21 protein-coding genes are annotated in these 24,437 nt (G+C 40.7%); 11 read left to right on the forward strand and 10 right to left on the reverse strand.

Going from position 1 to position 24,437, the window contains the following annotated elements:
• Positions 1-114: 114 nt before the first annotated feature.
• Positions 115-702, forward strand: a complete 588-nt coding sequence (locus tag DV872_RS18555) for a class II aldolase/adducin family protein (protein ID WP_255566875.1) — start codon at positions 115-117, stop codon at positions 700-702.
• Between the two features lie 42 nt (positions 703-744).
• Here the strand turns inward: DV872_RS18555 and DV872_RS18560 are convergent, their stop codons facing one another.
• The 5 genes from DV872_RS18560 to DV872_RS18580 form a co-directional block, all read right to left on the reverse strand.
• A complete protein-coding gene (locus DV872_RS18560; RefSeq protein WP_114631455.1) occupies positions 745-1,977 on the reverse strand; it encodes a hypothetical protein in 1,233 nt (410 codons plus the stop codon).
• An 18-nt stretch (positions 1,978-1,995) separates the two neighbouring features.
• The gene (locus tag DV872_RS18565; protein ID WP_114631456.1) at positions 1,996-4,221 is read right to left on the reverse strand and encodes a phosphodiester glycosidase family protein; all 2,226 of its coding nucleotides are present in this window, start codon (positions 4,219-4,221) and stop codon (positions 1,996-1,998) included.
• Complete coding sequence (locus tag DV872_RS18570; RefSeq protein ID WP_114631457.1) at positions 4,218-5,039, reverse strand: carbohydrate ABC transporter permease; 822 nt, start codon at positions 5,037-5,039, stop codon at positions 4,218-4,220. The genes DV872_RS18565 and DV872_RS18570 overlap by 4 nt, the downstream gene beginning before the upstream one ends.
• 10 nt (positions 5,040-5,049) lie before the next feature.
• Complete coding sequence (locus DV872_RS18575) at positions 5,050-5,922, reverse strand: carbohydrate ABC transporter permease (protein WP_114631458.1); 873 nt, start codon at positions 5,920-5,922, stop codon at positions 5,050-5,052.
• A 92-nt stretch (positions 5,923-6,014) separates the two neighbouring features.
• Complete coding sequence (locus tag DV872_RS18580; protein WP_114631459.1) at positions 6,015-7,295, reverse strand: ABC transporter substrate-binding protein; 1,281 nt, start codon at positions 7,293-7,295, stop codon at positions 6,015-6,017.
• A gap of 162 nt (positions 7,296-7,457) precedes the next feature.
• On the opposite strand from DV872_RS18580, the gene DV872_RS18585 reads away from it, so the two are divergent.
• Positions 7,458-8,681 (forward strand): sugar-binding domain-containing protein, encoded by a 1,224-nt coding sequence (locus DV872_RS18585; RefSeq protein ID WP_114631460.1) that lies wholly within the window; start codon positions 7,458-7,460, stop codon positions 8,679-8,681.
• Between the two features lie 72 nt (positions 8,682-8,753).
• On the opposite strand, the gene DV872_RS18590 is transcribed toward DV872_RS18585, so the two are convergent.
• Positions 8,754-8,939, reverse strand: a complete 186-nt coding sequence (locus DV872_RS18590) for a hypothetical protein (protein WP_114631461.1) — start codon at positions 8,937-8,939, stop codon at positions 8,754-8,756.
• Positions 8,940-9,105: 166 nt separating this feature from the next.
• Here DV872_RS18590 and DV872_RS18595 point away from each other — a divergent pair, with 166 nt between their 5' ends.
• The 3 genes from DV872_RS18595 (at position 9,106) to DV872_RS18605 (ending at position 12,550) form a co-directional block, all read left to right on the forward strand.
• Entirely contained in the window at positions 9,106-10,338 is a 1,233-nt protein-coding gene (locus tag DV872_RS18595; protein WP_158547050.1) for a hypothetical protein, read from the forward strand.
• 55 nt (positions 10,339-10,393) lie between these two features.
• Positions 10,394-11,578 carry a flagellin lysine-N-methylase gene (gene fliB, locus DV872_RS18600; protein WP_114631463.1) on the forward strand — a complete coding sequence of 395 codons (1,185 nt, stop codon included), beginning with the start codon at positions 10,394-10,396 and terminating at the stop codon, positions 11,576-11,578.
• 72 nt (positions 11,579-11,650) lie between these two features.
• Positions 11,651-12,550, forward strand: a complete 900-nt coding sequence (locus DV872_RS18605; RefSeq protein WP_114631464.1) for a hypothetical protein — start codon at positions 11,651-11,653, stop codon at positions 12,548-12,550.
• On the opposite strand, the gene DV872_RS18610 is transcribed toward DV872_RS18605, so the two are convergent.
• The 3 genes from DV872_RS18610 to DV872_RS18620 form a co-directional block, all read right to left on the reverse strand.
• The gene (locus DV872_RS18610; RefSeq protein ID WP_114631465.1) at positions 12,547-12,969 is read right to left on the reverse strand and encodes a GtrA family protein; all 423 of its coding nucleotides are present in this window, start codon (positions 12,967-12,969) and stop codon (positions 12,547-12,549) included. The two genes, DV872_RS18605 and DV872_RS18610, sit on opposite strands and share 4 nt — an antisense overlap.
• 81 nt (positions 12,970-13,050) lie before the next feature.
• Entirely contained in the window at positions 13,051-14,373 is a 1,323-nt protein-coding gene (locus DV872_RS18615) for a sigma-54 dependent transcriptional regulator (protein WP_114631466.1), read from the reverse strand.
• On the reverse strand, positions 14,370-15,617 hold the full coding sequence (locus DV872_RS18620; protein WP_114631467.1) for a PAS domain-containing sensor histidine kinase: 1,248 nt from the start codon (positions 15,615-15,617) through the stop codon (positions 14,370-14,372). The genes DV872_RS18615 and DV872_RS18620 overlap by 4 nt, the downstream gene beginning before the upstream one ends.
• A 217-nt stretch (positions 15,618-15,834) precedes the next feature.
• Between DV872_RS18620 and DV872_RS18625 the strand changes: the two genes are divergently transcribed.
• A complete protein-coding gene (locus DV872_RS18625; RefSeq protein ID WP_114631468.1) occupies positions 15,835-16,668 on the forward strand; it encodes a GIN domain-containing protein in 834 nt (277 codons plus the stop codon).
• Between the two features lie 84 nt (positions 16,669-16,752).
• Here the strand turns inward: DV872_RS18625 and DV872_RS18630 are convergent, their stop codons facing one another.
• Positions 16,753-18,669 carry a helix-turn-helix transcriptional regulator gene (locus DV872_RS18630; protein WP_114631469.1) on the reverse strand — a complete coding sequence of 639 codons (1,917 nt, stop codon included), beginning with the start codon at positions 18,667-18,669 and terminating at the stop codon, positions 16,753-16,755.
• A gap of 54 nt (positions 18,670-18,723) precedes the next feature.
• Between DV872_RS18630 and DV872_RS18635 the strand changes: the two genes are divergently transcribed.
• The 5 genes from DV872_RS18635 (at position 18,724) to DV872_RS18655 (ending at position 24,430) form a co-directional block, all read left to right on the forward strand.
• Positions 18,724-20,010: an ABC transporter substrate-binding protein gene (locus DV872_RS18635; protein ID WP_114631470.1), complete on the forward strand. Its 1,287-nt coding sequence runs from the start codon at positions 18,724-18,726 to the stop codon at positions 20,008-20,010.
• A gap of 168 nt (positions 20,011-20,178) precedes the next feature.
• Positions 20,179-21,474 carry an ABC transporter substrate-binding protein gene (locus DV872_RS18640; protein WP_114631471.1) on the forward strand — a complete coding sequence of 432 codons (1,296 nt, stop codon included), beginning with the start codon at positions 20,179-20,181 and terminating at the stop codon, positions 21,472-21,474.
• A gap of 95 nt (positions 21,475-21,569) precedes the next feature.
• On the forward strand, positions 21,570-22,466 hold the full coding sequence (locus DV872_RS18645; protein ID WP_114631472.1) for a carbohydrate ABC transporter permease: 897 nt from the start codon (positions 21,570-21,572) through the stop codon (positions 22,464-22,466).
• Complete coding sequence (locus DV872_RS18650; protein WP_230391605.1) at positions 22,463-23,302, forward strand: carbohydrate ABC transporter permease; 840 nt, start codon at positions 22,463-22,465, stop codon at positions 23,300-23,302. Before DV872_RS18645 ends, DV872_RS18650 begins: the two co-directional genes overlap by 4 nt.
• Positions 23,303-23,311: 9 nt before the next feature.
• Entirely contained in the window at positions 23,312-24,430 is a 1,119-nt protein-coding gene (locus DV872_RS18655; RefSeq protein ID WP_114631473.1) for a uroporphyrinogen decarboxylase family protein, read from the forward strand.
• The last annotated feature ends 7 nt before the right edge of the window (positions 24,431-24,437 follow it).

A 24,437-nucleotide genomic window follows, 5' to 3' on the forward strand; every position in this document is an offset into this window, starting at 1 on the left:
TATATTTGAGAAAATTCCACTGGCCAATACTAATCAGGATCTGGAACAATTGCTTCCATGGAACATTGATAAAGAAGAACTCATCCCATAGACGATCAGTCAACACGGGGAGATATTAGCGCTTACGGACTAACAACGTGTTCCGGGGGGAATATCAGCCTTCGTGTCGGGGAATCTCATGTTCTGATCACCCCCTCTGCATTGGATAAGGGACTCATCAATTTTCGGCAGATAGCATTGATGACTTTGGATGGGGAGAATCTTTCAAGCGCTCTCAAACCCAGTATAGAAACGGATATGCATTTAAAAATTCTAAGAGCAAGACCCGATATCAAATGTGTTGTCCATGCCCATCCTAAATATGCCAGCCTTTATACTGCAGCCGGATCATCCAGGATCAATACAGACCTGCTGGCAGAAGCCCGTTTTTTACTTAAAGAGCCTGCTTTTGCCTCCTATGCTTTGATGGGTACAGAAGCCTTGGGTGATACTGTTTCGACCTCCCTGTCCAAGGGAGCAAATGCTGTTCTATTGGAGAATCATGGTGTTTTGACGGTAGGGCAAACTTTGCTCCAGGCTTTTGATCGAATGGAGGTGTTGGAAGCCGCTGCTGAGATGAGTATTCATTCCATGAACACCATCAAGGTGAATCATCTCTCTCATGAACAGTTGAAGGAAATCGATTCACTGCATCAGAAATAGATACCTGACAGGTCCGTGGCGATGGGAACGGGGGAATGGAGATCAATCTCCTGATGCAACGGCAGTTCGGCTTCCATATTCAAGAACCTGGGCTTTGAATTCCTCTGTTTTTATTCTCTTCATGGATTCAATATATTGCTTCTGCTCTGCCTTGTATTCTTCCCAGCGATCAGACTCTGCAACATTATCGATTAAACTGAAAAGTCTGGATTTCATTTCATCCAATTGATCAGAGGGATATTGTTCATACAACTCATCGAATACAGGTCTTATATACTCTTTAAAATCTTCATACCCGATCATCTCTTTTATATAGTAGGAGAGTTCATTCATTTTAGAGATGGTGAGTCCTTTCTGCTTTATGAATATTCCCCATTCCATAATGAATCTGTTCATATTATTTTCAAAATAATTAAGGAAATCTTTTTTGGCTTCCGAGGGAGGTCTATGGATTATGGTCATCTCTTCAAAGGGTAGAAAAAATGATCTGAAAATTTTGTTCTCTTTTTCTATCCCGGCAAGAGCATTCCCATTTTCATATACCAGCCTGCTTGCAAGAAGCATGGAAAAATCTTCACCCCGAGGAATATTGAGGGGATAATGAACAGTTTCTGCGAATTCCCTTCTCAGGGCCATATTCCCTCCAAAACCAAAGAGACTCTCTTTGGCCTTATCACTTTCAACATAAAAACGGACCATGTCCCGGTCCATAGGGGAAAACTTCTTCCATGATTTTAAAGGATCTTCTGTTTTAATGCGTACTGTTCCGTTCTTTTCATAGGGGGCAGTGAAGAGGTATTTATCAGGATGTTCTGCTAGAACTTCTTTCAGCTTCACTATGTATTCAGGACGGAGGAGTTCATCATCATCAATCTGAATTATGATATCCTCACCCATGATGGAAGGCAGTATAAAGCCGACATTTCTAAGCTCAGGATAACCTTTCTCCGATAAAAAAGCAGATCCTGTTTTTTCCCGTAACAGTCTGATATCACTGTTTGTAAAGAGCAGCCAATTATAAGGAAAGTCTTTAAAACATTCTGATATTTTTTCCCTGATTAGTTCATCAAATTCACTGCTCTGCTGAGTAGCGGAGGCTACTGTATATATCCTTAAACTGTCTGTAGTCTCGGTTTTCAGTTTTCTGATGCTCTCAAGGGTTGTCATGAAGGTGTTTTCATTTTCAAATCTAATCAGACTTGTCGGATGGTCAAAAGGATTGGGGTGTGTTTCATTAACATCAATATACACATTGATGACTATGGCAAAGTTCATGTTTGTTTCCTTGATCTGTTATTTTATGTTCAGTGAAAAGTATGTGTTCAGTCTTCTGGGGATACCCGCAGGATTACCTGCCGAAGGAGCTGTCATACTTAGATTCTTACAGCTGCCGTTATCATTTGCAATAAGAGATGCCGATGCACCTCCGTCAAAATTAATCAGAAAATCAAGTTTTTCATTTTCTTTTAATAATTCCCGGACAAATTTTGTACTTTCTGAAAACGTTGCACCGCAGGATATTCTTGAACGGCCAGAAATAACAGCCAGAATCAATCTTTTTTGAGATGTTCTGCCGAAAACACATCTGGGTTCTCGTTTTTCCGGGTTCAACTGTGTTTCCTGGGTTTGCTGCGATTGTGTGGATAGCCAGCCCTCCCGTTCCAGAGATCCCATGCTTTCCTCCGGGGTCTCATAGTTATTGATTCCAGAATCTATCAGGAGATTGAACCCGCCTATCATCCAGCTTATATCCTTTTTTTGAACAGGAAGGTCTTTAAAATCAACAGAAAAATTAACAGTATCCCCTTGAATTGATACCGCTTCATTTAGAACTATTACAGCTCCTACCGGAGGTATTCTGCAGGGGCCGGTTCCCTTGAAAATAATCTGATCCTGGATTATGGCAATACAGAAGCGGCCTTTCCCCACTGTATCTTCTTCAAATCCCGGCAGGTAAATTCCTGTTGAATCATCAGTCTCCTCTTTGTTTATTGAATCGCTGTCAAACTCAAAATGCTCAGCACCCAGTGTCATTGTCACTTTTTCTATCCCATAATGACCTGCAAAAAGTGAACCCTCTTTTGTACTGCCCAGGAATGCTTTTTTATAAAGAGGGAGAGATTCGAATTTTACATTTCCATCAAAAAGACCCATATAGTCAATAAAGAAATTTTCAATATTGAGTTCTTGTCCCCTTGGAGCCTTCTTATTATATAATTTGACAAGATTGGATGTGAAATAGTAGTTAAAACAGGAGAGAAACCCGTAGCCCGCAACAGATATTTCATTAACATCTGTCATGGAATCAAAAAATAAGGGCTTTACCTCTGTGGAGCTCTCATCTGAAATGACCGATGATATGAGAACCGCATCCTGCTCATTTATACCGCATTGTATTGCTTTCTCTCCGACAATTTTAAAAAAATCAGAATTATAATCTACATGATTGAACTCTTTTAAACCTGATATCCACTTCCTGTTTTCAAAAAGTTTTTCAGGGAAGTTAAGGGGGGAAGACCCCTTGATATGATCAATAATATTTGTCGCGCTGTACTGAACTCCGGATATGTCAATATCTGCCTTGAAGGGTTCCTCCAGGCAGCCTGCTGCAGATATGCCGTTTGTACCGTTCAGATCTATTAATATGTCTTTGTAATTTCCCTCTTTTAAGAGGATGCTGCTGTTTCCGCTGATATCGTAGGAGTACTGGAAAAGTGCTCTGGAGCACCATTGGGAATTATCAACGGCAAAGAGAATAGGGGATATGTCTTTAAAAAGAGATAAGAACGGCCAGATACCCGTAGTAAATATTGAGCCTCCCGATGTTATATAATCCCTGAAGTAATCAATTTCAATTTCTTCTGGATCTAATCTCTGCACGGAAATTGACTCTATGTTAAGTTTCTCTAATACCATTAAAGCAAATTCTGATGTGATGCTTCTGTAAAGAGGATCATCAAAACATAGAATCTCTATCTGTTTTTCATCTATGTAGGGATTCAGCCATGTGGAAATTTCCAGTTCAAAATGCTGATAGTCCCAGGGGATAAACAAAATCTTATTCGCCTGGTCAAATTTGGTCTTCAGATCATTCTGAATCCATATTTTTTTATTAGGATTCTTCTGAATCATACAGTTATTAATGCTTTCCAACCATGTTTCAGATGGTTTATTCTTATGGAATTCAGATTTCTCAAGGGCCTGTTCAGGCGCATTTATTAAATCTGTCTCACCGAATATATCTCTTTTAATTTTTCTTAATGAAATGAGAATATCCCAGTAGGAGTACTCATCAATCTTCTCCTTGGATTTCAGAAAAAAATCTATAATCATCTCTCTGTAAAGAGAATAACTCTTGTCAGTTTTAGCAATAATCCCCAGTAGCTCTTTATCCTCTATGATGACTCGTTCTGGATATTGATCCAGCAGTATGTAATACTCCTCAGCGACAAAACGACTGTACCAGCTTGTGCCCGAAAGTTCCTTGAATCGAAAAGGGCTTCCATTATTTAGAATCACTCTTTGAGTCCTCCGGCCATAAGTCCGCTGATTATTTTTTTCTGAAGAATAAGCACTACCGCAATAAGAGGAATAACAATGACTACCGAGGCAGCCATAAGTGTACCCCAGGGAATATAATTATCAGATTCATACATTTTAAGTCCGACTGTTACTGTCTTTACTCTTACCGGATTCATAACCAGTGCAAATAAATATTCATTCCATGCTCCAATAAAGGAGAGAATTCCAACTGTAAAAACACCGGGCATGACAATGGGTATCATTATCTTAACAAAACATAAAAATGGAGATGCTCCATCTATTTCGGCGGCATCTTCCAGGCTTTTCGGTACGGACTGAAAGTAGGGGGTCAAAAACCAGACTGTAGTCGTAAGGCAGAAAAGAGTATTGACGATAATCAATCCAGCATGGGTGTTCAGGAGGTGAATACTCCGGATGATATTATAGATAGGACTGATTATAACAATCGGGGGCAGGAGGGAAACCGATAAAATAACCAGAAGAATTATCTTTTTTCCTTTAATATCTGTTCTGGCAATGGCATAGGCTGTCATGCTGCCCAGGATCATGGCAAAGGCCGTTGATAGTCCGGCAATGATGAAACTGTTCAGTAAAAAGGTCTGTAAAGGCTGCCTTATAAAAGCTTCTGTATAATTTGATATTGTCGGTACAGATGGAAGCCATTTAATATCAAAAATCTCTCTTTCTAATTTGAAGGAGTTTGATACCTGCCAGAAAAATGGAAAGCCTATGGTTACAATGAAAAACAGGGCAAAAAGATAAAAGATAACAAAATCGGTTTTTCTCTTAATCATTTATTATCTCCTAATTACTAATTTTATTTTGAATGACTCTTAAAAACATAAGAGCAATCAGCACTGTTACAACAAAAGTAAAGCTGGCAAGTGCTGAGCCATAGCCATAGTTCCCCGAATCAAAATAGGTTCTCAGTGTGTAGAGAGTCAGTGATTCTGTACTGTTTGCAGGGCCTCCATTCGTCAGAGCAACAATTATTGTATAAACTTTGAATGATTGGATCAGCCTGAATAATACTGCTGTTGCCAGTACTGGCTTGAGTGCAGGCAGAGTAATATACCTATAGGTTTTAATTTTCCCTGCACCATCAATAGATGCTGCTTCAAGGAGGCTTTCATTGATGTTCTGAAGGCCTGCTAGAACCAGTAGGGAAACATAGGGTGCTGTTTTCCAGATGTCTGCAAAAATCAACACTGCAGAAGCTGTACCGGATCTGCTCAACCATGGAATAAAGGATTCGATCAAACCGATATTCTGTAATATCTGGTTAACAACTCCATACTGATCATTGACCATGAAACGCCAGATAAAACCACTGACAATCGTAGGTATTGCCCAGGGAATCAGCACAACAATTCTCAGCAGGGATTTACCTTTAAAGTCCATATTCATAAACTGAGCAAAGAGAAGCCCCAGCCCCACTTCGACTGTCACGGTTGTAATTGTAAAAAGTATTGTGAATTTGAAGGATGTATAAAAACGTTCTGTAGTAAAAAGTTTGATGAAGTTGTTAAAGCCAATGAAAGTTTTTACTTCACCGAATTGAAGTCTATATTCAAAAAAGCTTAAATACAGTGTTTTGAATACCGGATATATTGCCAGCACTAGAAATAAAAACATCGTTGGAATAACGAAAAGATATCCCATCTGTTTACGAGTCATACCTGATAAACCTCATTATAGTGAATTAATGAAGGGGATTGTTTCATAAGGTTTAGAAACAATCCCCTGTGAATATTCAATTACTGAATTATTTATTTTCCGACTTTTTCCATTTCAGCCTGAGCATCTGCCAGAGCCTGCTCTACCGACTTTTTACCGGAAAGGGCGTTCTGAACTTCTACCTGAATGATAGCTGATGTTTCTGCATAGAAAGGAGATTTCGGTCTGGGAACGGCATTGGACAGAACATCTTCAATCATACCGAAGAAGGGGATCTCCTTGAGAATCTCTTCATCCGAGTAGAGAGACTTTCTTGCAGGAAGATATGAATCATTGAGAGCATGCATTTTCATGGCATATTCACCGGAATAGAATTTCATGAATGTGAGAGCTGCCTCTTTGTTTTTTGAGCTTTCTGAAAGAAAGAGCTGCCAACCGCCGAGTGTACTGTGACCTCTTTTTCCGCTTTCACCCTTGGGAAGTTCTGCAACACCCAGAAGTCCGCTCACCTGTGAGTTATCAGGATTCTGAGACAATGCATAGGCTTTAGGCCATGCTCTCATGAACACCTGGTTTCCCTGGAACATTGATGCTCTTACATCACCGCTTCCATAGGAAAGTATTCCTTCGGGGAACAGCTTAAGATCAACCATCTCTTTTACCAGAGTCAGAATCTCAACATTTTCAGGAGAGTTGATTACTACGTTTCCGTTTTTATCAAGAACAGTTCCACCGTTTGAGTAGAACCACTCTACAGCATTGCAGGTAAGACCTTCATACTGCTTCATCGATCCGGCCAAACCGTACATTACGTTTCCGGCGGCTCTTTCGGCAGTTACTATTTCATTGGCAGTATCTTTAAGTTCATTCCATGTGGCAGGAACTTCTTTATTATACTGTTCCAGTAAGTCTTTTCTGTAGTAAAGAACTCCGGCATCTGTTCTGAAAGGCATTCCCCATATCTTACCATTATAGCTGGCAGCATCTATTGTGCTGGGAAGAAATTGTTTCTGTTCTGATTTTGGAAAGTGATCATCCAGAGCTTCTATCAGTCCTGCTGAAGCAAAGATGGGAGTCCAGGTTACATCTGCATTGAAAAAATCGATTGATCCGTCTCCGCTTCTCAAGGCAATGAGCAGTGCCTGCAGTTTGTCGGAAGTGTTTTCCGGCAATTCAATAAGATTTACTGTGATATCAGGATTTGTCTCATTGAACTTTGCAATTATTGCTTCCTGAGTATTATTGAATGTTGATGCATGGGCATACCAATTCAGTTCAACGGGACCTGCTGCCTTCTCCTGTTCACCACTTCCGAAAACTAATCCGGTACTTACAATTGATAAAACAAGTAATAGAAAACCTAGTTTTTTCATAAACATCTCCTTTTTTATGAGCGCATAATATTGCGTATAAATACATGGTATAGTCAAAATAATGTGCTGTCAATATATTGTACGCAGTTTATTGATTTTATACTCATGTTAATATACAATTAGCCATAGATTAAAATATGAATAAAGTATGGTGATTGTTTTATGGATGCCGGTTTATCTATTGCTCAAAGAATAAAAGAACTCAGAGTCCTGAACGGATTGTCACAGGCCGCAACGGCCGAGGCACTCTCAATGCCATTAAGAACATACCAGACATGGGAAAAGGATTTTACATCATCTGCACAGAATCTGATAAATATCTGTAATTATTTCGGAGTTTCGGCAGGCATCATATTGAAATCAATTCAGGAAAGTTCAAATGACCCGGAACATGATTTATCTAATCAGTTTATCAATTTAAAAGAATACAAGATTAAGTTTTTTGATATGGCACTGGAAGGATTGGATGAGGATGAAATCTTCAACTGGTATGAAACAGAATATCCGGATCAGGCCGCCCTTGTTGATGATCGGTCAAAATTTATTAATAATTGCTTTCTTGATATTTATCATTTGAGACATAAAGCTTTGACTAATCTGAATTTTGGAAGAGATAAAACAAAAGAACAGAGAATCGGCAAAAAATTTAATATACCGGCGGATCATATTGTAGTTACGAAATCAGGGCATATAAAGCATAAAATCCTTCGGGAAATGCTGATAGCCCGGTATGGAGCGGAGTGGATTATTGACTGGTCGATCAAGAAACCGGGGTTTCGTATCGGTCTCTCCAATGGTTTTACAATAGCAAGAATTTTAGATTTCATACCCAGGGGATCTGTAGAAAATCTGAATCTTTTCCCTTTGAATTTTACAAATTCACCCGTGGATTTTCCAATCTCAGCAACAGCACTTATCTCCAGTTTTATGTACAAGGGGACTGGTTACGGTATCGTTACGGATACAATGAATGAAGAGCAGGTCTTCAGCTCTATGCTTCTGGCCGATGCGGCATTCCTCGGGATAGGGACATTTTCCAATGAAGGACTCTATGAAAAAATGATCCGTTCTGTCAGAGGACAGGGTGTTGTTGAGAATATAAGAGAGAAGGGTGTCATCGGTGACCTAAATTATCATTTGTTGGATTCATCGGGTAAGGAGATCCTCTTTCCTGAGATAGTTTCCAATATAGGTGAACATCAGCCTGAATCTCTGATCAAATCAATAGGTCTGAAGAATCTGAAAGATAAGGCTGACAAAGGGGGGCGCATTGTTATTGCTGGTTCCGGTAAACATAAGGCTGATACTGTCAGGGTGGCTCTTGAAAATCGATTTGCTAATTATTTAATTACCGATGATACCATTGCTGATACAATATTGGATTGAGGAAATCAGGATCAAATGAGTTCTGTATAAAGCCCTGTAAGTACTGGTTGCTCCAAAGCTGTAGCGGCGGATTCATTTCAGCTGAAGACGATCCAGGACTTTCCGGGCGCTATAAAGGACTGCATCGCTGAGCCCAAGTTCCCTGCTCCGTTTTTCCAGATCAAAGGCCTTGTCCCGGCTTGCGGCTTCGAGGGCATCATTCATAATGCTTTCAAGCTTCTTTTTTATCTCTTCAACATTAGACGGATTCTTCTCCATATCTTAAATATAAAGCGAGAAATGGAAAAATCTGGATTTGATTCCTGTTTGAGTATATCAATGTTGATTTTAAATACCCGATATTCTCAATTTCTGGGTATACTCTTTTATATCTCAGGGGGCAGTTGTGAAGTTTCATCCAGTCTTATTAATAATAATGATGTTTATGTTCGATAGTTGTATGTTTTCTCGTCTCCAGAAAGACAATGATAATTTTAACAGTGCCATTACCATATCAGGTCAAATTATTGATACTCATGAAAGGGTGAATGAGACAAGTCCTTATGTATTGGTTCTATGGCCGGAGTTGGCTGAAAGCAACGCCAAGTATTGGGTCTTGGGTTCAGAAAAAACATTTGAGATATTGATAGCTCCGGGAAAATACTCTCTTGTGGCTTTTAGAGATGATAATCGAGATGGAATGCACCAGGAAGAGGAACCGTCAGGGATATTTATTGAGGGAATCGATACTGAGTTTCCCGATCAGTCACTTGTTGATGAATGGATCTCTATTGAATTGAACTTAGATGGAAAGGCATCACTTCCTCCTTCAATCACTGAAGCAGCAGCGGATGAGGTAACAAAAATCTTAAAATGGAGGAAAGATTTTATAGGTAGTATTGTCAATATTGACAATGATATTTTTTCTATGAGCAATGCAGAAAACGGGTATTGGTCACCCCTCTCGTTTTTCAATGAATTCGGGGCAAAAGTCTATTTTACAGAACCCTATGATCCCTCAAAAATACCTGTTCTTTTTGTACATGGTGCCCTTGGTACTCCACAAAATTTCTCTTCACTGATTGATAGTCTGGATAAGTCTTTATATCAGCCCTGGGTATATTACTATCCCTCAGGTTTCGATCTGGACAGTGTGAGCAAACAATTGGCACAACTGATGCATGAGTTGAATATAACATATCCCCATGAATCTTTGATTGTAGTAGCCCACAGTATGGGAGGACTGGTCAGCAGATCTGCCATTATCAAATACAAGGAAAACTACCCCGGCATACAGATCCCTCTGTATCTGACCTTTGCTACCCCCTGGAATGGTCATGCATCAGCAGCAAAGGGTGTTGCCAATGCGCCGGCAATTGTCCCGTCATGGTATGATATGGTTCCTGAAAGTCCGTTTATACAAGGACTCTATGCATCTTCTCTTCCCACAGAAACTAAACATTTTTTATTCTTTGCCTATGAAGGTAAGGGTAGTCTATTCAACTCAGAAAATGATGATGGTTCTGTTACATTGAGCAGCCAGTTATACCCTGGGGCTCAGAATAGTGCTGAGAGGGTCATCGGTATAAATGCGAATCATGTTGGAATCCTTTCTGATGCAGAATCTCTTAGAATCTTCAACTCAGTATTAGACTCCTATTATGCAGGAGATCTATAAACGACCCAGATTACTTGCCAATAGTTTTTATTTATAGTCTACTGTTCATCAAACCATGAAAAAACTGACTAAAATCATAAGTCCATCCTATGTCAAGGGATTTGAATGCATCGCCGGTGACTGCGAAGACAGCTGCTGCATCGGATGGAATATTGATATCGATAAAATAACATACCGCAGATACTTCCGAACTAAAGATATGCTGATGAAGAAAGAGTTTGTAAAGCATATCCATAGAAATGAAGAGAGTCATTGTGATGAGGTCGATTATGGTCGGGCTCGTATGCAGGAGTCCAAATACTGCCCCTTCCTCAATGAAAATAAGCTTTGCAGGATATATATCAATCTGGGTGAAGACTACCTCTCAAATGTCTGTTCCTCTTATCCAAGAGTCTATAACATTCTGGATGGAAGTTATGAACTCTCTCTCTATATGTCCTGTCCGGAAGCAGTGCGGAAATTACTGGAAAGCAGGGATCCTATCAAATTCATTGAGGAAGATATTTCACTCAATAAGCATATTATCAATAGTGCGGTGGACACAAAAGACAAGCGATGGAAGGGGTCACCTATCCGCCGGATTAAAGAACTGCGCAGCATGTCCATTGCAGCCATTCAGAACAGAGAGCTCTGTATTACAGATAGACTTTTAAAGCTGGGATATGAGCTGCATAAGATCAGCCGCTCAGAACAATCTGATAGAAATAACAGTCATGATCCCTTGATGGTTCCGGATAATCATACATTCCAGCTTGGATTTTTTAGAAATGCAATCGAATCTCTACAAGTTTTTTCTGAGATTGACAGCAGCCAGTTTATTGATTTAACGAAAAAGGTTCTGGCCGGGTTCAACTTAATGGAGGACAGGCCCCTAAAAGAAAAAGCTCAGCTTTATGAAGAGGCCCTCAATACTGTTTTAGATCCCTTTATGAGAGAGCATAGTTATCTCTTTGAGCATTACCTGGTGAACTCCATGTTCCAGGGTAATTTTCCTTTTACAGTGAATGATAATATCTTTGATGGATATTTAATGATAACTGTCCGCTATGCCTTTATTCGGTTTTATCTGGCAGGAATAGCCGCTGTGGATGGTGAAATTTCAAAGGATGATGTTGTTCTGATGATTCAGGTTCATACAAAAACAATTGATCACCATGACAGCTTTATTCAGAATCAATTAGAGGAGCTCAGAGAAAAGCAGTTTGATACTATGGAATTTGTTTCCAGCTTATTGGGATAATGTCAAAAATATGCTGTCTCTCCTGAGCTGTTTATTTGACAATTTGAAATCATCTCCCACAATTGAAGGTATATGAAAAAACTACTATTCGCCCTGGCTCTGATAATCGCACTCTCCGGCTGCACCCGCTATGGCGGCGATACTTATAGGTCTAACCGCCGGGGGAATATCAAACTCTATTCAGGCAGTGATGCTCCCACCAAAATCATCAGGAATAATATATGGAGTATTTCCAAGTTTCTGTCTGATAAACTGCCTAAGCAGAACAGTACATATGAAGTCTATGTTACTGATAAGGACATTGTCGGCTTCCTTTCGGATGAGGATTTTATTCAGCATGTCTTTGACAGGATAAAAGAGAATCAATTCTATGATGATAAACAGCAGGAAAAAGCGGCTCTTCTTACAACCACTGACCTGAGAACTTTATTTGAGAATCCACAGAATATGACGGGACAGTCCATGTATATGATCCCCGTGGCGAATATTATCATACTGAAAAATGATGAGAATTACGGCAGACGTTTTTTCCTGTATTCCTATGTGACCCTGCTTCTATGTGAGAACAATCCTGATTACTATCTCAATGATTCAAAGAGCCAGGCAGAACTCACAGATGCACTTCTTTTTAAATTTATGCTCTCGGGATTCCCCAGTATTTATTCCAGGTATTTTTCAAAGTATCCCGGCAGAGATCCGTCGGCAGAAATCTATTCCATGCTGGCAGGGATTGATATTCAGTATCTGGAAGATATATATGAACTGGATCTCCGGCGGTTTAAATCTGTACAAGAGACACAGCTTGCCTATGATGAAGAAGCTGTAATCTACTACGCCTATTTTTTCAAATATCTGTTTGAAACTGTAGAGAACGATACGGTACTTGAACTGATGGACTCTCTTTTTATGCCCCATGAGGATAGATCTGCAGATCTCCGCAGGATATATTCTGAATGGAAGGATCAGCTTTAAGCCTGGGCATCTGCTCTGGCTGTGAAGACCATATATTTACACAGGAAATAGAAGATAAGACCATATAGAGGGTAGGCCAGCAGTGCGGAAACGCCGTCTCTCCACCCCAGACTGTCCATCAGCAGGCGGAAGATCAGAAATTGTACAATATAGGAAACTGCAAAGGAGATAAGGAAAAGAACAATCTCTAAAAAGTTATATTTATGTGTTTTAAAAGTCCAATGTTTGTTTAAGGTGAAATTGCTGATAAGGCCGCCGGCATATCCCACCCTGTTAGACCAGATGGCACCGGCTCCGAGAAGTTCATTACATAGGAAAAACAGTCCGAAAATGACAAGTGTATTTGCTATCCCCACAGTGGTGTAACGGACAATATCGTAGGCGAATAGTTTTTTCAAAAGTTTTTGATCAGAGCTCATTAGCTAATTTTAATATGGAATCGGAGTAAAATGCATCTGTTTTACCCACTTTTTCCAGTTTTTTTATGTGGTGAGATGCTCTTAATTCAACCTGTCTGCCATTCCATATTCAATCAGCTTGTTTTGAATTGTTCGCCTGGAAATACCAAGTTCTTTAGCAGCTTTAGTTCTGTTTCCCTCCCAGCGGAGGAGTGATTCCAGTATCATCTCTTTTTCCATTGCGTGAAGGCTGCCTGGTTTATCATGGACTTGAGCCATTCGGGATGGATCTTGCAATTCCAGATCGTCAGAGCTTATGATGGTTCCTTCGGCATAGATACAGGCCCGTTCCAGAATATTTTCCAGCTCCCTGATATTTCCGGGATAGGGGTAGGATTCAAGGGAACTTACAGCCTCGGGGCTGATACTGTTAATAGAGCTCCCCATTTTTATATTGAGATTTTTCAAAAGCAGTGTTGTCAGAGGAATTATGTCTTCCTTCCGTTCTCTTAAGGGCGGCAGTTCAATACGGGCCACATTGAGCCGGTAAAACAGGTCTTCCCGGAAACTTCCCTCTTTTATTGAATTTTCCAGAGTCCTGTTAGTTGCGGAGATGATTCTGGCTTTGATCGGAAGTTCATCCAATCCACCAAGCCTTCTGATAGTTTTCTCCTGTAGAACTCTGAGAAGTTTCACCTGCATGCCGGCAGACATCTCCCCAATTTCATCAAGAAAGAGTGTCCCTTCGGCTGCAGCTTCAAAGAGACCGATCTTCCTTCTTTCGGCTCCAGTAAAGGAACCTTTTTCATGTCCGAAGAGCTCACTTTCAAGAAGTTCTTCAGGGATGCCTCCCACATTGATACTTAGAAAAGGTCCTTCTCTATTACCTGAGAGCTGGTGAATATATCTGGCTGTGACTTCTTTACCGCTTCCACTCTCTCCTGTGATAAGTACTGTAGAGGGAGTCGGAGCTATCTTTTGTATTCTTGTTTTAAGATGCTTCATGGTCAATGAGTGGGCAATATAGCTGTCATTCTTTTCTTTTGAAAGGAGTTCTTTTTTTAGAGTTTGAGCATCGGATGCATTTTTAATCCTGTGGATAAGGACGTCCGGATCAAAGGGTTTCACCATATAGTCATAGGCGCCCAGTTTGAGAGCTTGAACGGCATCATCTGCCTGACCAAAGGCTGATATCATAATAACGGGTATATCCAGAGACTGTTCTTTCAGCCAAGCCAGTAACTCAAGACCGTCCATTCCGGGCATCTTCAAGTCACTCACAATAATATCAATATCTATATTTTCTACTATCCGCTGTGCTGCAAAACCATTTTCCGCAGACTCACAATCTATCCCTTCCATAGCCAGAAGTTTTACAAAGATCTCTCTTATATTGGTCTCATCATCAACTATAAGAACTCTCATGATTTAATCTTTCCTTTCTCAGATTTCAGAAGGGGAAGCCAGAAGGAGACCGTTGTTCCTTTGCCCTCTATTGAATTGATTTTTATACAGATGTTTTTATCATCAAGAAATTTCTTTACAACCATAAGACCCACACCGCTTCCCTTTGTTTTTGTTGTATAAAATGGATCAAATATTCTCTGTTGAACATCTGCAGGAATGCCCGTACCCTCATCTTTAATACTGATATTGACTGTTTTTTTCAGAACCATACAGTGAACAGAAATTCCAGACAGGGAGGAGCCGCTTTCAATCGCATTATTCAGAAGGTTCTCCATGACTGAGCGGAAACGGTCTCTATTGAAGTCAATGTACTGATCAATCTCTGGAACTTCCCATTGGATCTCTTCAGGAAATTGTATTTTTATTTCATTTAATGCTGTATTAAGACTGATTGTTTGAGATTCTTGAACAGGGGTTTTCAGGAAATCTCTTACTGTATCCATCAGACGGGTCAAGCGATCCACTTCTTCATTGATAATCTGGATATCTTCCTGTTCAATCTGAGGGTACTTTTTCTTTAAAAAGGAACCCTGCAGCTTGATGGCGCTTAAGGGATTTTTCATTTCATGGGTCAGGACTCTTAATGCTGTACCCAGAATTACCAGATTCCTCTGCTCATCAAGTTTGTTCCTCAGATTCAATCCTCTCTGATAGGAGAGAATGGCAAGTGTAAAAAAAGTGATAAGAAAAAATTGAATAAATCCATACTGTAAATCTGTACTTTTGATTTTCTGTACAAGAAATTCATCATGAAACTCAATATGAATATGAACCTTTCTCTCTTCAAAGGACATCATGTTATCAATGAACTTTAAGTATTCAGGAGGGATTAACAGCTCGGGAATCATATTAACAATAACCAGATTTTCTTCTTTAATCAGAATTATGCTGTTTTGTTCATCCCAGTCAAATAGTCGAGGATCTTTTTTTATAATTCCATAGTCGTAAATTGTCTGTCCCAGCTCATCAATAATCACAAGACCTGTGATCTCTTCTTTATTATATTTCATCTGATCATCAGTAAAATCGGGGTAGGTGGATAAAATTTTGAAAGCAGCATGTGTAAAATCTTGTTCAACAAGACGGAATGCTCTGTCCTGAGAATCTTTTATAATGTATCTGGCAGATAAAGATGCCATAACCAGACCGAATACCAGGGTACTGTACATAAATATGATCCCTGTGTTTTTTATCATTTTCATAATTACTGATGATAGTCAAAAAATTATATTCAGAATAGTGCGAAAAATCTTCCCACTTTTAAAGGCAGGAGTAATTTATTCCCATGATCTCTTGATATCACTAGTATGGCTGTATTCAGTTATCTCGTTAGCAGGTAAGTAAATAAATAATTTTATAAAAGTTGGCACTCTAATTGCTTTAGTAGTGAGTACAAACAAATTATTTATGGAGTTTATGATGAACGTAACAAAGAAAAGTATTGCAGTGATCGGGATTGTCCTGATGTCATTAGTTTTTTCAACAGGGGCATTTGCCTTTGGAACAGTCCCGGGAAGCGGTCAGACTGCAACCATTACAAAAGAGTTTACAGCAATTAATGAGCTGTCTCTTAAAGGTATATCTGATTTTACAATTGTAGAGTCAGACAGTGCTATGGTTTCCATTACAGGTGATAAGACCTATGTCGAGATGGTTAATCTGGAAGGAACAGAGGGCTACCTCTATATCGAGTCCAATGTTAAATATCCTGTGTCTGTTGTTGTAAGTACTTCTTCCCTGGAGAGTCTGGTTCTTTCAAAAGCCTCAGCTGGTAGTATTGAAGGTAAGTTTGATCTGGATTCCCTTTCTATAAGCCTTGTCAGTAAAAGCAGCCTCACAGCCGCAGATGCTCTGACCGCTAATGAGCTCTCCATCTATGCAGGTGCCTATACCAAATTGAATGCAGAAGTTTATACCAAACTCCTCACCGTTGACTCACTGGGTAATTCGGCAGTCGTACTTACAGGTGAAGCAGAGCAGTTCAATGTTGATTTCACTCAGGGAACTGGTGTCTTTAATAACCTGAATGTTCAGTATGCAAATATCAATGTGTCTGGAGAATCTTCGGTAGATGCAGTATTCCCCGGAAACAGCATAACTACAGTTAATGCAAGCAGCGACAGCGCAGTAAGCCTTGATATGAACGGTATTCTAAAAGCTCATATGAGTGGAGACAGTACACTTGAATATGCAGGAAATATCGAGTGGGTTGGAAGAATAGTAGCAGATGATGCTGAAGTTTCAACACTTTGATTCTAAAGGTTTCTGGAGATATATAAAAAATCATATCAGGCTGGCTGGGCAATGCTCGGACGGCCTGATTTGTCTGGAAGGGATCTAAGGTATTAAAGCTTCTTTATGATAGTCACCGGGAGTTCGACCGAACTCCTTCTTAAACAGACGGAAAAAAGTACCCATGCTTGCAAAGCCGGACTGTTCTGCAATTTCTTTGACAGTGAAGTCTGAGGTACGCAGAAGGAGTTCCGCCTTATCTAAACGGCAGTGATTGATATATCCGGCAATACTGTAAGAACTGTGTTGTTTAAAGAGCCGGTTCAGATAACTGGATGTTAGCTGAAAACGGTCTGCAATGGAATCGGCCGACAGATTTAAATCATTGAGCTCAGCATCTATGATCTCTTTGATATGGATAACTGTATTATCATGTTTTGCTTCTTTCATTTCACTGCATTCATGAATAACTTTCAGTATTATCTCGCTTAGCAGTTCCTTCACTTCCTTAATAGTTTCCGGATTCTGTATTCTGAGAATCATAGGGGTGACATTGTCAATAGAATGGATATGGTAGGTTCTTTCCAGTGTTTCCACAATTGAGATCAAAGTTGCAGTAAATCTGATAATAAGACGTCTCATATTCTGAGGACCGTAGGAATTACCGTACCCGATAAGGTCATCCAGTATTTTTAATGTTTCAGATTCGTTCAATGTATTCATGGCATCAACAAAGTGTTTCTCTTTATCCAGGGGGTAGTGGAATGTCTCTTTACTGGTCAAAGAGGATGATCCTGAGTAGATAAATGAACCTTTCCCGGAGATAAAGCGGTATTGAGTCAATTGTAACAGCCGGGAGAAATCCTGATCCAGATCAATTTCTTCCGTATTTAAAAGGCCGAATGTCATTGTTGTTGAAATCTCATTCTCTTCAAGAAGAATTCCATGATTCAGTTCAAACCACTCTTTTAAATTCTCGTTTTCATCAGATTGAGAGGAATTGATCAGAAAAACAATCATATCCTCGCCGTAGCGAAAGGATTCAAAGACCATGTCTCTATTGCGGATCATAGTTTCCAGAGATCCGGTCATTCTATTTATTATTTTATCCTGCTCGGCAATATTATGCTGATGGGAGAACAGTGAGTAATCATCAATCTGCAGTGCCAGGGGTTGAATCGCTTCTGATAGTTTCAGCTTTATTCCGAGTTCTTCTTTTCTTCTGTTAAAGAGTTCCAGGTTTTCCTCACAGCTGTTACATACCAGTTTCTTTAAAAGCTGATTCTTCTGATCTTTCAGATACAGGCTTCGGTTTTCCTGTGATGCTTTCAGCTGCCTTTGAACCAGGACCAGGAGAGCCATAATCAGAAGAACAGTTACAGACAGAACTATGGAGAAGATTCTGACCCGTTGGAGATACAGATCACCGGCCATTTCCAGGTCCAACATTACCAATGTGAAGAGGGTATCAAATTCTTTTGTCGCATTATCAAGGGACTCAAGGGCATAGACCGTATCATCCAGCAGGAATATTTCGCTTACAGTCAGCTGATCAGACATTCTGAGTTTATACATTGTGTGGAGAAAACCGTTTACCATGACCTTTTCACCCAGTCCGGTTTGAATGATTTTCAGAAAAAAATGATCTGCATTATTCAGCTGTACTTCTGTAAAACGCCAGACACGGATTATCCCGTCTATTTTTTCAGGTATGTGATCCAGTTTCTGGATCTGCTTGTTTTTTGCAAACTTATCCAGAGACTTTGAGAAGTCCTTGTAATGGGTTGTCCACTTCGTTATTTCATATGGAATTTCATTTTCCCTGATCGTATATCTATCCAGAAGTATCTGGTTTGTTTCATTCTGCAGCATATTCCAGTCGGCATGAAGCTTTACGGATTCCAGTGCCAGAGCCTGTACACGGTTGGAGTGGGTGTTATAGAAAACAATACCTGCAGTCAGCAGAGTGAGAGTTATAAATGCTGCAAAAAACAGAACGAAAAAACGATGGATTTTTAGCATGGGGTCAGTCTATCATGTACTTATCGTTTTCGCTATCAAGGATTGGTTCAGACTATGTTCAGCCGTTTTTCGTTGTTTTCCATAATACCTGTTTTTCTCATGTCCATGACAGCATTCCCTTTATCCGGGGACTCCAGTTCTACAGAATCAAAGCCTGTACTGAAAGTCTGGGACTTCAAGTTTACGGATCAGAGGACAAACAGAGCTCTGAGCCGGGTGGATAATCTTTTCAGAGAAGAGAACCCGGATCTCATCCTGGAACATAAAGGATTTTATGATCAGCAGTATATGCCATCACTCCGGACTTCTCTGCTGGCGGGAACAGGCCCGGACATCCTCTGGCTTCATCATGGTACTGAGTTTAGTGAATTTGAATCATATCTTGAGATTCTTGATTCCTATATGGTCAGTTCCGATATCAGTTTCAGAACTGATTCAATTGAGGCCTGCAGGACTCAGGATGGGTTGCTCAAGGCTCTGCCCCTCACATTTCAGGGAATGGGCTGGTATTACAATAAAACACTGTTCAAACTGGCCGGACTTGATCCGGAAAAAGCCCCGGAGGACTGGGATTATTTCCTGGATGCCTGCCGAATCCTGAAAGACCATGGGATTACTCCCATAGCAGCAGGAAACAATCGGCCTCTGACTACAGAATTTATCCGTAGAAGTCTTATCACAGCTTTTTTTACTGATGAGGAAATTAAGACATTTTACAAACAGGCCAGGGGGCTCAGATCTCCACGTTTCAGACTGATTATCGAGTTCTGCAATACCCTGCGGGAAAAGGGATACTTTCATGAGGAGGGACTCTTTCGTCCGTATTTCAGTTTTGCTCCGGATACTTTCAGTGCCGGTGAGGCGGCAATGATTCCCGGTTTACTGTCAGATATTGCACATTGGAAAAACTTTTCTGATGATCTGGGGAGAAGTAATGTGGGTTATTTTCCAAATCTCCACCATCCCGATATGGCCCGCCCCGGAGCACAGCTGCTGCAGGAAGCAGGAGTGCTTATCTGTATGAATAAAAAGTCGGAAAACAAAGAGGCTGCATTCAGATATATGGAGCATCTTTTTTCTGACAGATCCCAGAGAATCCTGATTGAGGATCTTGGAATACTCTCTCCTTTGGAGAACAATAGTCTGGACCAGGATAAATATCCTGTCTTGAATTCAATTCAGGAGGCATTACGCTATACAGGAGAAGATCCGGAACGTTATATACCCTCATCTTATGTTTCTGATATTCAATACAGGCTTGATGATCTGCTGATCAATACACAGGAAATTACGCCTGATGAATACCTTATAAAGATCATAGATGCTCTGAAATTGTATTGAAATATCATTATTTTACGTATTTTTTGAGGTAAATTAACCGTTTTTGATACCTTTTGCATAATTTGAGACCCAGTATTTACAGTTTTTAAGACTGCTTCAGATTATTGAAACTTTTCAGATTTCAAGTTCACCCTCCACACTGAATCTAATTCCAATAGGAGGGACCAAATGAAGAAAAAAGGTTTCATGTTACTTATCGTATTAGTATTCAGTTCAGTATTATTGATGGCCGGAGGACAGAAGGATTCTGATTCCGGAAGTTCTGAAGGACCTGTTAAATTAACAGTATGGGACTTCAAGTACAGTGAAGAAGTTGTAGGATCAGCTTTAAAAGATATGGATTCTCTGTATATGGCAGCAAATCCCGGTGTTGAAATTGAACATATTGCACAACCCCATGATAATTATTATGAAATACTGGCAGCCGCTGTCGGTTCAGGACAGGTTCCTGATGTAATCATGGCACATACAGATCAGAGAATCTGGAATATGGAAGAGTTTCTACTGACTCTTGACCCCTATATTACAGACTGGAAAGATGATATTGCCGATTCGGCATGGGCTGCCTGTTCTTCTACAAAAGAGAGCAGTCAAAATATCAAGATAGTCCCTCTTACCGCTCAGGGACTGGGAATCTATTACAATAAAGCAAACATGGCAAAAGCCGGTGTTGATATGAGCTCTGATCTCAGCGACTGGGATGATTTCCTGGCAGCCTGTGAAAAGCTTAAATCTGCAGGAATCCCTGCTATCGTTATGGGTAACGGCGGTCAGCCCTATGGTATCGACTTTGCCTACAGAACTTTTCTGGCTAACCTATATGGTCCTGAACTCAAAGGGTTCAGTGATGGAACAGCTAATTTCACTGATGATGCCTTTATTGAAGCATCCCGCATGATGAAGACTCTTTATACAAAGGGTTATGTCATCACGGAAAATGCAACCATGCCTTACTTTATGGATGCCATAGAAGTATTTAAATCCGGTGAAGGTGGTTTTTTCTTCGGTCTTACATCTGATATTGCCCACTGGAAAGACTTCGGTGATGCATTCGGTTATGAAAATCTAGGTTATATGCCCAGTATCAATGCTGAGGGTGCTGCCTATAAAGACAGACAGAGTTCTCAGGGTGCCGGAATCGGCTTTGCTGTAATGAAAGACTCAGAGAACATCGATACTGCTGTTGATTACCTTTATGAGTATGTTCATGGTGAATCTGCCAATCTGTTTCTTACCCGTACCGGTGCGATTGTTCCCAACAAGAATCTTCCAATCGAAAATGAAGCACTTGCAGAAGTTGTCAAATATATGAGCAACAATGCAGTTCCCGACTTCTATGTTCAGCTTGACGCAGGTTTCGGTGCAGAGATGTACAACTACTTCCAGCTCTTCTTCCTGGCCGACGAGATCAGTCTCAATGAATATGTTGAGAGTCTTCAGAAAGCCTATGAGATGAATCTTTAGAATCAATTCTTTAATAAAACAGTTTCATACCCGGCAGGAATTATTCCTGCCGGTTTTTCATAATCCAGGAATTTAATATTTCAAGAGGATAAATAATGTCCAAGAATAGACTAATGAAACAGCAGGAAGAGCGGGATGCCTTTATTCTATTGGCCCCTCTGTTATTACTCATGCTTGTTTTTACAGTATACCCGGTGCTTGCCAACTTTTATTACAGCATGACCAAATGGAAAGGATTCGGCGCAGCAGAATGGGTTGGGTTTCAGAATTACACGCGTATGTTTCAGGATGTTAAATTCTGGCATTCCCTGAAGAATCTGGGAGTTCTGATTCTCTATATTCCTGCAGGAGTTTTTATACCTCTGCTTATTGCCGCCATATTAAGAGATGGTCTGAAGGGCTGGACATTTTTCCGCTCAGTGATCTATCTGCCGACAATTCTGGGCTATGTCATACTGGGAACTTTATTCAGTATTATTCTGAGCCAGATGGGACCTATAGTGGAAGTTCTTACAGCCCTGGGAGTCAAGGATGCCAATACAATAAACCTGCTGGGAAAATCAAAGTCAGCCATACACACGGTAGCCATGATTTTTGTCATTTTCTCCAAGATGGGGTTCGGCTGTATCTACTTTCTTGCTGCCATGAGCGGTATCGATGGGGGTATGTTTGATGCTGCCGGTATAGACGGAGCCAACTGGTGGCAGAAGTTTTTTCATATAACAGTTCCCAGTATCAGTTTTTCTATTCAGTTCTTCCTGGTTCTCTCATTTATTGAAGTATTTGCCAGGATGTACAGTTTTATCTATACCCTGACCTACGGGGGGCCTGGTTTTGCAACATTCACCCTCGAATTCGGTATATACCGTCAGGGATTTAAAGCCTTTAAGATGGGTTATGCATCCAGCTGGGCTGTTGTGCTGTTCTTTTTCTGCTCTCTCATAGCCGCAGCTCAGATTCAGGTTCTCAGGAAAGGAGATCAGCTGTCATGAGCATGCATGAAAAACGGTTCTCCATCAGTCAGTTTCTGGTATATCTATTTTTGATTCTAATTACATTTATCAGTCTGTATCCTATCTTTTTTTCATTCATTTCCAGTTTCAAAACGGTACAGGAATATACATTCAGCAAGACGGCACTGCCTTCTTCATGGGTGATGGACAACTATGCCTATGTGTTCAGGAATCTGAACTTTTTATCATACATAATGAACTCAGTCATTCTGGTGTTCTCTGGAATGATTTTATATCTGTTTGTCTGTAATGCAGCGGGATTTGCTCTGGGTATGCTGAGATTCAGATATAAACTGTCCATCTTTTCTTTTGTTCTGTTTTTTCAGATATTTCCGCAGATGGTTATTGCATCTCAGGTTTATCGAATCTGTTCAAAAATCGGGTTGATGAACTCTCATTTCGGACTGATCCTGGTATGGGTTGCCTATTTTGCGCCCTTCGGTACCTATATCATGTCCACCTATTACTCCACCATGCCCCGTTCGCTGATCGAATCGGCACGCATCGACGGAGCAGGAGTTTTCCGGCAGCTGTTCAAGATTATGATGCCCATGGCAGCTCCCATGATAGGAACTGTCAGTATTGTCGGATCTCTGGCGATGTGGACAGAACTTCCTTTTTCACTTTTGTTAATACAGGACCCGGGAAATAGACCCCTCTCTCTGGGAATTGCCATAATGAAGGGAGAGCATGGAATTCCCATACCCATTCTGACAGCTGCGATTCTTGTTTCAGCCATAATCCCCCTGATTCTTTATTTCTTTTTCCAGAAGAAAATACACATGGGTTCCACAGCCGGAGCCGTAAAGGGGTAAGACATCAATATGAATCATAGAGAAAGAATCCTGGCCGCAGTTGATTATAAACCTGTGGACAGAGTGCCCACTGATATGTGGGCAACCATTGAGGTGCAGGAAAAGCTGTTTGATCATTTCGGAATCAAAGAAGGAATTGATGAGCAGAATCCCTGTATAGGGCTGAACGGCGGGCCTCTCTCCCGAGGCGTCTCAGCCACACTGAAACTCTGGGATGAATTGGGTGTTGACGGAATTCTGGAAGTCAGGCCTCCCTGCAGTAAAAAAGTTGTTGTGACAGAGGACAATATCAGGGTCAATGAATGGGGCTTCGGCTACCGTCTGAGTAAATACGATGAAGGGAGTTATGAGGAGCAGGTTCTCTATCCCATGACAGGAATCAGCAGCATCGAAGAGCTTGAGCAGTATGAATGGCCTGACCCTGACTGGTATGACTATTCCGCTCTTCCCGATCTTATAGATCAATGCGGGGACAGGGCGATCTGCTGCGGCTATTCGGCACTTTTCACCTATCATAATTATCTGAGGGGGCTGGAGCAGTCTCTGATGGATCCTGTTCTGGAACCCGAATTAACCCGGATGATTCTGGGTAAATTATCTGACTTCTTTTATGAGTACCATAAACGCTGCTTTGAATCGGCTGAAGGACGGATCGATTTTACTCAGGTAAGCGATGACTGGGGTGCACAGACAGGACTCATTACAAATCCTGAAATTTTCCGTTCTTTTTATAAGTCTCACATGCAGAAAGCCGTGAATCTGGCGAAGAAATATAAAATCAGGGTTTTTCATCATGATGACGGAGATATGCGCACCCTTCTTCCGGAGTTGGTTGAGATGGGAATCGATATTTTAAACCCGGTGCAGTGGCGCTGTGGTGACTGGGATCTGTCTAAGCTCAAAGAGATGTATGGTGAGTCCATCTGTTTTCACAGTGCAGTGGATAATCAGGACACCCTGCCCAGAGGGACTGCGGATGATGTAAAAAAACAGGTAAAAGAGCTGATAGCCACTCTGGCTTCAGACCGGACAGGATTTATCCTGGGTCCCTGTCATAATCTGCAGCCCAATACTTCTGTAGAAAATATTCTGGCTCTGTATGAAGCCGCAAAAAATGTCAGCTGGTAAAGGAGCC

The organism is Oceanispirochaeta sp. M1 (genome assembly GCF_003346715.1).
Lineage (GTDB): Bacteria > Spirochaetota > Spirochaetia > DSM-2461 > DSM-2461 > Oceanispirochaeta.